Annotated in this window: 10 protein-coding genes; 4 read left to right on the top strand and 6 right to left on the bottom strand. The window is 44.1% G+C overall.

Annotation, left to right across the window (positions count from 1 at the left end):
* Positions 1-6: 6 nt before the first annotated feature.
* The 3 genes from G5B00_RS01485 to G5B00_RS01475 all read right to left on the bottom strand — a co-directional run bounded on the left by G5B00_RS01485 (position 7) and on the right by G5B00_RS01475 (position 2,152).
* On the bottom strand, positions 7-438 hold the full coding sequence (locus tag G5B00_RS01485; RefSeq protein ID WP_163871470.1) for a DUF4920 domain-containing protein: 432 nt from the start codon (positions 436-438) through the stop codon (positions 7-9).
* A gap of 228 nt (positions 439-666) precedes the next feature.
* The gene (locus G5B00_RS01480) at positions 667-1,239 is read right to left on the bottom strand and encodes an L-threonylcarbamoyladenylate synthase (RefSeq protein ID WP_163871469.1); all 573 of its coding nucleotides are present in this window, start codon (positions 1,237-1,239) and stop codon (positions 667-669) included.
* Between the two features lie 91 nt (positions 1,240-1,330).
* Positions 1,331-2,152, bottom strand: a complete 822-nt coding sequence (locus tag G5B00_RS01475; protein WP_163871468.1) for a 2,3,4,5-tetrahydropyridine-2,6-dicarboxylate N-succinyltransferase — start codon at positions 2,150-2,152, stop codon at positions 1,331-1,333.
* 291 nt (positions 2,153-2,443) lie between these two features.
* On the opposite strand from G5B00_RS01475, the gene G5B00_RS01470 reads away from it, so the two are divergent.
* Positions 2,444-2,851, top strand: coding sequence for an RNA-binding S4 domain-containing protein (locus tag G5B00_RS01470; RefSeq protein ID WP_163871467.1), 408 nt, complete (start codon positions 2,444-2,446; stop codon positions 2,849-2,851).
* Positions 2,852-2,890: 39 nt separating this feature from the next.
* Here G5B00_RS01470 and G5B00_RS01465 read toward each other — a convergent pair whose 3' ends face one another.
* From G5B00_RS01465 to G5B00_RS01455, 3 genes are all read right to left on the bottom strand, one after another.
* Positions 2,891-4,177: a citrate synthase gene (locus tag G5B00_RS01465; RefSeq protein ID WP_163871466.1), complete on the bottom strand. Its 1,287-nt coding sequence runs from the start codon at positions 4,175-4,177 to the stop codon at positions 2,891-2,893.
* 191 nt (positions 4,178-4,368) lie between these two features.
* Positions 4,369-4,932, bottom strand: a complete 564-nt coding sequence (gene pth / locus G5B00_RS01460) for an aminoacyl-tRNA hydrolase (RefSeq protein WP_163871465.1) — start codon at positions 4,930-4,932, stop codon at positions 4,369-4,371.
* Positions 4,933-5,091: 159 nt separating this feature from the next.
* Positions 5,092-5,688 (bottom strand): 50S ribosomal protein L25/general stress protein Ctc, encoded by a 597-nt coding sequence (locus G5B00_RS01455; protein WP_163871464.1) that lies wholly within the window; start codon positions 5,686-5,688, stop codon positions 5,092-5,094.
* Positions 5,689-5,980: 292 nt separating this feature from the next.
* Here G5B00_RS01455 and G5B00_RS01450 point away from each other — a divergent pair, with 292 nt between their 5' ends.
* The 3 genes from G5B00_RS01450 to G5B00_RS01440 all read left to right on the top strand — a co-directional run bounded on the left by G5B00_RS01450 (position 5,981) and on the right by G5B00_RS01440 (position 11,938).
* Entirely contained in the window at positions 5,981-7,222 is a 1,242-nt protein-coding gene (locus tag G5B00_RS01450; protein WP_163871463.1) for an ROK family transcriptional regulator, read from the top strand.
* Between the two features lie 62 nt (positions 7,223-7,284).
* Positions 7,285-8,517 carry a Gfo/Idh/MocA family oxidoreductase gene (locus G5B00_RS01445; RefSeq protein ID WP_240894344.1) on the top strand — a complete coding sequence of 411 codons (1,233 nt, stop codon included), beginning with the start codon at positions 7,285-7,287 and terminating at the stop codon, positions 8,515-8,517.
* A gap of 16 nt (positions 8,518-8,533) precedes the next feature.
* A complete protein-coding gene (locus G5B00_RS01440) occupies positions 8,534-11,938 on the top strand; it encodes a DUF1080 domain-containing protein (RefSeq protein WP_163871461.1) in 3,405 nt (1,134 codons plus the stop codon).
* Positions 11,939-11,995: the final 57 nt, after the last annotated feature.

Raw genomic sequence — 11,995 nt, 5'->3', positions numbered from 1 at the left:
AATACCTTATTGAATGACCAATACCCCATCGGCAATCATCGTGATGGCTTTTTGGAGTTGTTTGGTTTCCTTGTTTTCTTTGTTACGGACTGTAGCTGTGCCTTGTACGACAACATTTTTGCCGATAAGGTCTGCCGGAACGGTGTAATCATCCGCAAAGCGGACCATTATAGGATTATCACCACTCTCATTTTGTAAGGTAAGGTAGCAACCGCTCATTTTACATACGGAGGCTACTTTACCGGTCACTTTGCCCGAAAAATTACCCGATGTATTCAAACTGCTTTCCAGTTTTTTGACTGTTATAGCCGGCTTGTTTTCAATAGTTTGTCCATAGTTGACGCCTACTTTTGCGGATTGGGGAGCCTTGCGTTCCTGTGCGATCCCCGTGTGGAGGATAGCCATCAAAAAAAAGAGAAAGATGAATAATCTTTTCATGTTTGGAAACTATTTATTATATATTCAAAATGCCCTCATGCCGGGCGGGCAGTTACTTTTTTTCCGCAAAAAAGTAACCAAAAAACTCGTCGCTGTACCGGCTCGGCACAATGTCTCACCATTCCTGCTATTGCCGACCCGCTAAGGCGACTTTTTGATTAAATGTAAGTATCTGCATTTATTGATTTTTAAAATAGTATTATATCTGTTTTCTTACGTCAAAAATATTTATTTACGTAAAAATTCAAATTTTCCACTTGGATCCAATTTCATCACCACGGAGGGAACACCTTTTGTAGGATCATTTTGGCCGAATTTTACCACGTAATCTACGCGTTTTTTGATATCCTCACTAATTTCGTCAAAGGTTGCCGCAGTAGCATAGCCACTGATATTGGCAGACGTGGATATAATGGGTTTTCGGAAACGTTGCAGAAGCTGTTGGCAGAAGGGATGGTTGACGATGCGGATACCGATAGACCCGTCTTCGGCAATGGCATTGGGGGCGAGATTTTTGGCCTGTGAATAGATAATGGTCAAGGGACGATCCGTGACCTCGATCAGTTCGTAGGCTACATCGGGAATTTCCTGTACATAGCTGGCCAGCTGATTGTCACTGTGCAACAGCACGATCATGCTTTTGTTTTTGTCCCGTCCCTTGAGGGCAAATACTTTCTCCACAGCGTCCGTGTTGGTCGCATCACAGCCGATCCCCCATATCGTATCGGTAGGATACAGGATAAGCCCTCCTTGTTTAAGGGTTTCCAACGCTTGATTCAGATCTGCTCTGTCGATATGCATTTTTGTTTGTTTTTTGCTATAGGCTTTAAGCAGTAAGCTTTAGGCGATAGTCTTATAGCTTACAGCCTAGAGCCTAGAGCTTACAGCTAAATTACACTGCTACATTATGCTCGCGCAAAGCATCGTTCAATGAAGTTTTTTTATCGGTCGATTCCTTACGTTGGCCGATGATCAATGCACAGGGTACCTGATATTCTCCTGCGGGAAATTTTTTGGTATATGAACCGGGAATGACAACCGAACGTGCCGGCACATAGCCTTTGTATTCTACAGGTTCAGCACCAGATACATCGATGATCTTGGTAGAGGCAGTCAAGACAACATTGGCGCCTAGTACAGCTTCCTTTTCGACGCGGATACCTTCTACCACGATGGCACGGGAACCTACGAATACATTGTCCTCAATGATAACGGGAGCCGCTTGTACAGGTTCCAATACACCACCGATACCCACACCTCCGGAAAGATGTACGTTTTTGCCGATTTGCGCACAAGATCCAACAGTAGCCCAGGTATCCACCATCGTTCCCTCGTCTACATAAGCACCTATATTGACATAGGAAGGCATCATGATGACACCTTTGGCCAGATATGCACCATAACGAGCCGAAGCACCCGGTACGACACGTACACCGAGTTCTTTGTAGTTTGTCTTCAACTTCATTTTGTCGTGGTAGACGAAAGGCTTGTTGTCGATTTCTTTCATCTGGCGGATCGGGAAATAAAGGATAACGGCTTTTTTGATCCAGTCGTTTACGTGCCAACGGTCCCCGATAGGTTCTGCTACACGCAATTCGCCATTATCCAGCTTCATGATGATGGCCTGAATGGTTTCATAGTATTCTTTGTATTCCAATAATTGCCTGTCTTCCCAAGCCTCTTCTATAAGTTTTTTTACTTTTTGTAAGTCCATTTTTTATTTATATACTTATTTGTTGTGACTTACAAACTTAGATAAATTCATTTTTATATGCAATATGATTGGGGTGCATATAAAAAAGGTTTATCGATCTCTCCTCTGCCTTTGAAGATTTGTTTTTTCAGAGGAAATATGCTGATTTTTATTGAGAAATGGGAAAGGATAAGGACGTCTTATTTTACTTTGGATTAATAAGTAGGGGCGAAAACCGAGCTTAGCGAGCTCATCGAAGATAAATTTTTCGCCCCTACTATCTTATGCGACTTTATATCTTTATTTTTGATTATGGCAAATGAAAATGAAAAGCTTCGAATAGACAAATATCTATGGGCTATTCGTATCTTCAAGACACGAAGTCTGGCGACCGAGGCATGCAAGGCTGGACGGGTAAAATTGAACGGGCAGAATGTCAAGCCTTCGTATGTGGTCAAGGTAGGTGAGCGATATACGATCCAAAAGGGGATAGAGCGTAAGGAGATCCTGGTCACGGGTTTGTTGGAACGTAGGGTAGATGCCAAGACGGCGGTGCAGTTTTATGAAGATCATACACCGGTAGAAGAGACCTACGGTTTCAAATCTGTCTTTCATGCCCCTGTGCTGAAACGTGATAGGGGGACAGGACGACCAACGAAAAAAGATAGGCGGGAGATCGATGATCTGCAGCAGAGCGATTGGTGGGAGGAGGAAAAATAAGAGATAAAAAAGAAGTCCGCCGATCGGCGGACTTCTTTTTTATCTCTTGTCCAGAGGAACATACTCGCGTTCGGTTTCTCCAATGTACAATTGTCTTGGACGGCCGATAGGCTCTTTGTTGTCACGCATTTCTTTCCATTGCGCAATCCAGCCCGGAAGTCGGCCCAAGGCAAATAATACGGTAAACATATCGGATTTGAAGCCCAATGCACGGTAGATAATTCCGGAATAGAAGTCCACGTTTGGATAAAGCTTTCTGTCGATAAAATATTGATCGCTCAAGGCGGCTTGTTCCAATTGTTTGGCGATGTCGAGTACCGGATCGTTTACACCTAATTTTTCCAACACATCGTCACAGGCTTTCTTGATGATTCTGGCACGGGGATCGAAGTTTTTGTAGACCCTGTGACCGAATCCCATCAAACGGAAAGGATCGTTTTTGTCTTTGGCTTTGGTGATATATTTATTGACATCGCCGCCGTCGTTTTTGATATCTTCCAGCATTTCGATCACAGCTTGGTTTGCACCGCCATGTAGCGGCCCCCATAGAGCATTGATCCCTGCAGATACCGAAGCGTACAGGTTGGCGTTGGAAGAGCCTACGATACGCACTGTCGATGTCGAACAGTTTTGCTCGTGATCTGCATGCAGGATCAACAAGACACGCATAGCGTCCAGTACAGCATCGTCAAATACCTTGTCACAGTTTACTTCTCCAAAGATCATGTTCATGAAATTGTCGATATAACCCCAATCTTTTTTGGGGTAGACAACAGGATGACCCAATGATTTTTTTTGAATCCAAGAAACAATCGTAGGCATTTTGCCGATCAGATTGATGATAGTCTTGTATTCTTCTTCTTCGGACATATTAGGGTTCAAAGATTCCGGATAGAAAGCCGAAAGTGCGCCTACCAAGCAGGAAAGCTGCCCCATAGGATGGGACTTGGAGGGGAATCCGGCAAAAAACATTTTCATGTCTTCGTGTACCATCATCTTTGATTTGATGTCTGTTCTGAACTCTTCTAATCTGTCTTTGGAGGGAAGATCTCCGTATATTAATAAATAAGCTACTTCCAGAAAAGTTGACCTCTCGGCTAAATCCTCAATATTATAACCACGGTATTTTAAGATGCCTCTCTCACCATCCAAAAATGTGATCGCGCTTTTGGTAGCACCGGTATTTTTAAAGCCCGCATCTAACGTGATATAACCACTCTGATCTCTTAATTTCGTAATATCGATTGCCTTCTCGTTCTCTGTTCCTGTTAGGATAGGCAATTCAAGCTCGGTATTGTTTAATTTAATATACGCTTTTTCAGACATAATTTCTTAGTATACTTATAACAAATATAAAAATGTGTCTCAATATACGAATTACTACGGAATATATATTACATAAGAAAGACATTTTTTATTTTTTTATGATAGAAATGGCCAATGGATATTCCCTGTTCATACCCTATAGTCCATGAAGGTGGCATGGGGACAATGTAGGTGCCACAGGCGGTTAAATACTATTTTGTATTCAGGTTGGTCATGGTCAGTTCGATGCCAATATTGATAAAGCTGTTGACCATTTTGACAGCATGTTCGATGAGCGCTGGTAGTTCGCGTAGCTCCTCTTTGTCAAAAGGTCCCAATACATAATCTACTTGACGACCCTTAGCATAATTGTCTCCTATGCCGAAGCGTAGGCGCGGATAGTTTTGTCCGCCGCAGAGCGCTTCGATGGATTTCAAGCCGTTGTGTCCTGCCGCAGACCCTTTGGGTTTGACACGTAAGGAACCAAATGGAATGGCGAGATCGTCTACGATGACCAATACATTTTCGATAGGAACTTTCAGCTGCTGCATCCAATAGTTGACAGCCTTGCCACTGAGGTTCATGTAGGTAGTAGGTTTGATGACATATACATTGTGGCCACGTTGTTTGTACTCTGTATAATAGGCGTGCTTGAGGGTAGACCAGCTTGCGCCTGCTTGGTTTGCCAGTTCGTCAGCTACCATAAAGCCTATATTGTGGCGGGTGTCTACGTATTCTTTTCCTATATTTCCGAGTCCGACGATCAAAAAGTTCATGGGTGTAAAAATAAGAAATTGTAATGAGTATTGGGTACAGCGTATTGAGTATTGCGTATAGAGATGTCAGAAGGAAAAAAGGCATCCGCCAAAAATTGACGAATGCCTTCTCATCTGATTATATCGCTTAATGTCTCAATACGCAATACGTATATTTAACTATTTTTTAGCGCCTTTGGCAGCTTTTGCAGCTTCTTGTTCTGCTTGACGAAGCGCACGGGACATGACAACAGATACAATAGTATCGTCAGCATTGTTCAATACCTTAGCATTTGTCAGTTGAACTTGTTCTACACGGAAAGACTTACCTACTTCAAGAGATTCCATAGGTACTTCTACCTCTTGTGGCATATTGCCGGGCAACGCTTTCACGCGCAGTTTGCGTAGCTTTTGCACCAATTTACCCCCCATTTTGACACCTGGAGAAGTTCCGGTCAATTTGATAGGAATGTGCATAGAAACCTCTTTGTCATCAAACAACTCCAGAAAGTCTACGTGTCTGATTTGATCAGTCAATGGATGGAACTGTGCTTCTTGAACGATTGCCCTTGTTTTTTTGCCTTCGATGTCTAATTCTACGAACACAACCTCTGGCGTATAAAGAACAGGTTTCAAATCAGCTGCGGATACAGAAAGGTGCGTTTGCTCTTTGCCACCGTAAAGAACTGCTGGCACTTTGCCTTCGTAACGCAATTCCTTTGCATCTCTTTTCCCTACGTTCTGTCTTACAGAACCGCTAATAGCAATTGATTTCATTTTCTTTTTGTATGAATGTTATAAAAATTGAGTGGCAAAGGTAAGTATTATTGAGAAGAAAGACAAATGATTGGAGATGTTTTTTAGACACCCTTTATAATACCGATTCTCAATATGTATTTTAATATACCCCTATATGGCGTAAGCATAAGCATAGCGATGCTTGTTCCCAATACATAATTTTAACATAATAACCCTGTCTTTATTAAAAAAATAAGTAAACTTTTGTAATTTTTTAAAAACAATATTGTTTTTGGCATTTGATATGATTATTTTTACACAAACTTAAATTATGCACGTGCTCGAGGATTTATTGGAAAAAGCAAATGATTCGGAATCTGCAAAGAACAGAAAGTCTGCATTAAATAAGGTGCGTCTTTTGAAAACAGTTTTTAGGCAGGAGCAGATGGCTGTGGGCGACCTATCGCAGGGTATGGGGCTGAGTTTTCCTACGGTAAACGGTATTATTTTAGATCTGCAGGAGAGCGGCTTGGTGGTCGCCAAGGAAAAAGGAGAGTCGATCGGTGGACGTAAACCCATTCTCTATCAAGTCAATGACGGTGTGTTCAACGTACTATGTGTAGAGATAGAGCGCTTTTCAATCCGGTTTGTCGTCTTGGACAACAATAATAATGTGGTCTGCCGTCCCAAATCCTACCCTTTTGAAATCAGTGTAGAGGCTTGCAGGGTAGACGATCTGGTGCAATCCATCCATAGGTATATAGCTGAATTATGCGTAGATTTGAATAGCATTTCGGCCATCGGTCTCAATATGCCGGGATTGGTCAATTCAAATACACTGACCAATCATACCTTTTATACGGCTCCCGGTTTCAGCTTAGGTGATTTTTTGCGTGAAAAGTTCAACAAATACGTGGTCGTCATCAACGACGTGAAGGCCGCTGCATTCAGCGAATTAGCATATGGAGCAGCTCGCCAAAAAAAGAATGTATTGGTCATTTTGATGGACTGGGGTATTGGCTTGGGCATCATCAGCAATGGCGGGGTCTATATGGGTAATGATGGATTTTCGGGCGAAATGGGACATATGGTCTTTGTAGAAGATGGAGATCTGTGCTACTGTGGCAAACGAGGCTGTTTGGAGACTATCGCTTCGGGCGTGTACCTGGTCAATCGGGCCAAGGCAGATATTCAGGCCGGTGTACCCACCTTGTTAAAAGGGATGGTCGATATACAGCATTTGCAACCGCAACACATTATAGAAGTAGCCAATAAGGGGGACCAATATGCTATTGATCTGATATCTGCTCTGGGCAAAAACCTGGGAAAAGCTATTTCGATGTTGATACAGATACTCAATCCCGAATCGATCGTATTGAGTGGCAAATTTGCTAAAGCGGGCTCACTTATTACCATTCCGATACAGCAAAGCCTGAATACTTATACCATGAACCCTATACGCGAAGGCTGTTCGGTCGAACTGTCGTCTCTTGATGTGAATGGATATGCAAAGGGATTGGTAAGACATACCATAGAAAAATATTTTGAGCATAATTTTAATATAGTAAATTGATTTTCAACACATTAATTTTTTTATAGATGTTTAAACCAGATTTAACTTCCAGACGCGACTTTTTGAAAAAGTCAATGCTCGCAGCAGCAGCGTTTACAATCGTACCAAGGCATGTCCTTGGAAAAGGCTATTTGGCTCCAAGTGACCATTTGACCAAAGGGGTAATCGGTGTCGGCTCGATGGGCCGTGGACACTTTAAATATGCAGGCACAAAGACGGTCGCTATCTGTGATGTGGATACGCGCCATCTGGCACGCGCACAGACAGCCCTTGGTGGCGGTATCAAGGAGCACCATGACTTTCGCGAACTGATCCAAAATCCCGAAGTGGATATCGTACACATTGCTACCCCGCCGCACTGGCATGGCGTCATGGCTATCGAAGCGGCGCGCTCAGGCAAGGACATCTGGTGTGAGAAGCCGATGACCCGTACCATAGGCGAAGGTAAAAAAGTAAAAGAAGCCGTGGCACAACACGGCAATATTTTCCGCTTGAATACCTGGTTCAGATTCGATGCCAATTTTTACGGCATGAATGTACCTGTAAAGAAGATCAAGAAAGTAGTCGACACAGGTTTGTTAGGATGGCCGCTTAAAGTGACCATCAGCAAGCATACGGGTTTTGATTGGAAATTCTATTGGGTAGGAAAAGAGAACCTGCCTGTACAAGAGGTTCCTAAGGAGCTGGATTATGATATGTGGTTGGGGCCGGCCCCTTATAAGCCTTACAGTGCACACCGTGTGCATACCACTTTCCGTGGATATTGGGATTATGATGGCGGAGGGCTGGGCGATATGGGACAGCATTATCTCGATCCTGTGCAATACTTTCTGGGCAAGGATAATGAAAGTCCTGTCAAAATAGAGATAGACGCTCCTCAGCAGCATTCTGACGCGGTAGGTACATGGCGTAAAATCACGTATACGTATGCCGATGGATGTCAGATTATCCTGGATGGTGCCGGCACAGAAGTTGGCAAAGCCTACGTAGAAGGGCCTAAAGGTAAATTATTCCGAGGCTTTGTATCCGATATACCCGATTTGGAAAGGAAATTGGCACAGTACCCCGATCCGGCTCCTCAAATGACAGACTTTTTGGAGGCTATACGGACACGGCAGAAGTTTGCACTGAATGAGGAGAACGGTTATTACTCCTGTACATTGGTCAACCTGGGGCTGGCAGCGTTGCGGTTGAACAGAACCTTACATTTTGATTCGGCCAAACAAGAGTTTGTCAATGACGAAGCGGCCAATAGACTAATTTATCAACCCATGAGAGGTCCCTGGACTATCTAAATCTATCTATCGTAAAATGAAAAGAATTTTTAATACTATATCTGTTTTATTGCTGCTGCAAACGGCAGTATATGCACAACAGCCTGCCAATCGGACTTCGGCCACAAAAGTTGCCGATGTATTGGCCCAGCAGCCTGCTGAGGAAATGATCAAGTTCTTGTCTGCGATGAAGGAGCTCGAAGGTTTTACTTCCAGTGATGTGACAACTTTATTGACCGGTCTTAAACGACAGGGTTCCAACAATGCTCCTATCGAATATGCCAGCAATTCGTACGCTTTGTATGTCATGCAGCCCGGCAAAGAGCAGCTCCGCGAAACCTATGTGCAGGGATTGTTGCAGGCTTTGGATCAGCTGAAAGACCCGAACAACAAAGGTTATGTATTGGAGCTGTTGAAATTTTGTGCCAAGGATGAGGCTATATCCAAAGTGTCTTCTTACCTATCAGACGACTATCTGGCTGAAAAAGCTGCCAGGGTGTTGAGTGGTATCCATTCGGAGAAAGCCGCGGAAGCACTTCGTCAAGGTCTGCAACAAGCAGGCAACGAGAAAGTGGCTACTGCTGTTGTAGGTGCGCTAGGAGAGGTCAAAGGACAAGGTGTGGAGGATCAAATTTTAGCGTTGTTGCAGAAATACAATGCTGAAAATTTCCAACGCGTCGCCTTGACTACGTTGAGTAAGGTCGGTACGGCAAAATCCTACGATACCTTTTATAATAAGGCGAAAGCTGTCAATTATAAATTTGACAAGGCAAATACAGTAGGGTTGGCGCTGGATTATGCAAATCATCTTGCAGCACAAGGGGATAAGGCTACAGCGGTGAAACTGGCCACTGGTTTCTTTACCGAAGCCAATGACCCGGAAGCCATCGGTGCCAAGGTGGGAGCTTTGGAAGTGCTGGCAAAACTAAACCCTTCCAAAAAACAGAAAAAACAACTCTTGCAACTAACGTCCAATAGCAATCCTGTGTTGCGCAATGTGGCATTGGACCTGCTGGAAGATCAGGCTTCGGCTTCCGATGTCAAAAAGTTGGCCTCCTCTCTGAAGAAGCTTAGTCCGGAAGCACAGGAGAGTGTATTGTTGTTCCTCGCGGATAAAAATGCAGAAACGGCTCTTCCGGTTATTGAGAAAAACTATAAGTCCTTAAAGAATACACAAGCAAAAGTAGCGGCACTCCATACGCTATCCGTATTGTCCAAAGACAATAACACTGCTTTTCTTTTGGCACAGTTGCCTGCCGCGAGCAAGGAGGAACAAGCAGCTGTCAAAACTATTTTGCTGACTTCTAAGGGCGCAGATGTCGTTTCCCATGTCAATCAAGCTCTTGGTAGCTCCGATGTGAATACACAGTTGATATTGCTGGAGGTATTGGCCCAACGATCTAACGCAGAGTCGGCCAAAGCCGTATTTGACTTGCTGGGGAAGACTTCAGATGCAAAAGTAAAATTGGCCGCTTACAAGGCTCTTCCGGCTGTAGCTACTGACGGTGATTATGACCGTGTGGTGGAGGCATTAAGCAAAGCCGAGGGCGAACAAATAAAATATGCGCAGGCAGCGACAGTGGCTACCTTGCGTTATGCCAATGATAGAGAGGCGAAGGTGGGGCGTCTAGCGGCCCAGGCGGAGAAATCTACCGATGCATCCGGAGCCCGGTATTTTCCTGTGTTTGCCGGAGAGGGAAGCGCCACATCCTTAAAGACAGTGGAAAAATATGTAGGTAGTGACAATCCGCTGAAAGCAGATGCTACTCGTGCTTTGGCCTCTTGGTCGAATACTTCTTCTCTCCCTGCTTTGACACAACTATTGCGTGCGGAAAAAGATGAAAAGAATTTCGGGGTTGTCTTCAATGGTTTCGTTAAGCAGCTCAATGCCAGTACGGTCAAGGATGAACAGAAAACCTTACTCCTGCGCGAAGCGTTCGAATTGGCAAAGACCGATGCGCAAAGAAAATCGGCACTGTCCAGCATGAAAGCAACGGGCACTTACCAAGCATTGGCTTTTGCTGCCGGATTCTTGAACGATGCCAAGCTCAAAGGAACAGCTACGGACGTGGTGATGAATATTGTTATGGACAATCCGTCGTACATTGGCAAGGATGTGCGTCAATGGTTGGAGACGGCTAGTGGTAATCTGTCGGGCAGTGAGAGTTCGTATCTACGCGAAGCGATTGTGCGCCACCTGGCCGAGATGCCTGGTGGAGAAGGCTATACCTCGATTTTTAATGGAAAAGACCTGGCAGGATGGAAAGGTCTTGTCGAAAATCCGATCAAAAGGGCAAAGATGTCTGCCAAAGAACTGGCAGAAAGACAGGCTGTAGCGGATAAGGAAATGCGCGAAAACTGGTCCGCAATCAATGGCGATCTGGTTTTTAGTGGACAAGGCAAAAACATTGCTACGGTACAGCAGTATGGGGATTTTGAGATGTTGGTGGATTGGAAACTGGACAAGAATGGTAAAGAACCTGATGCGGGCGTTTATCTAAGAGGTACTCCGCAAGTACAGATTTGGGATATTTCACGAACCAATGTCGGTGCACAAGTTGGATCGGGAGGATTGTACAACAACAAGAAGCATGAATCTAAACCCCTTAAAGTTGCAGATAATCCTTTGGGTGAATGGAATACATTCAAGATCAGAATGGTTGGTGAAAAGGTGTGGGTATGGTTGAATGGAGAGCTGGTCGTCGACAGTGTAACCCTGGAAAATTTTTGGGACCGTAAGCAGCCGATTTTTCCTGTAGAACAAATAGAACTGCAGGCGCATGGCTCAAAAGTATGGTATCGAAATATCTTTGTCAAAGAATTGCCCCGAAAACAGGTGTTTTCGCTGAGTGATCAGGAGAAAAAAGAAGGTTTTGAAATGTTGTTCGATGGTACCAATCTGGACAAGTGGACTTCTACACCAGCGTATGAGATCAACGAAGAGGGCTTTATCCGTGCCAATCCAAATGCGAAATTTGGCAAGAATATGTACACCAAAGAAGAATATGCTGATTTTGTTTACCGTTTTGAATTTAAGCTTACTCCCGGTGCCAATAACGGAATCGGTATCCGTGCACCATTAGAAGGTGATGCCGCTTATTTGGGATATGAGATCCAGGTGTTGGACGATAATGCCGATGTGTACAAGAAACTAAAACCCTATCAGTACCATGGATCCGTGTATGGGATTATCCCAGCGAAAAGAGGAGCTTTAAAACCTTTAGGTGAGTGGAACGAAGAAGAAATCCGTATCCAAGGGAGCAAGATCAAAGTGACTCTGAATGGGAAGGTCATTGTAGATGGCGATATCAAGGAAGCTACCAAAAATGGCACCATGGACAAAAAGGATCATCCGGGATTGAACAGGACTTCTGGCCATATTGGCTTTTTGGGGCATGGATCCGAGGTGTTCTACAGGAATATCCGCGTTAAGAAGTTGTAACCGTAAATTTGTAGAGACGCAATGCGTTGCGTCTCTACAATTTCATAATTCGCTTTG

This window comes from Parapedobacter sp. SGR-10, from assembly GCF_011030405.1.
In the GTDB taxonomy this organism is placed as follows: Bacteria; Bacteroidota; Bacteroidia; order Sphingobacteriales; family Sphingobacteriaceae; genus Sphingobacterium.
This window is presented reverse-complemented; position numbering and strand designations above follow the sequence as displayed.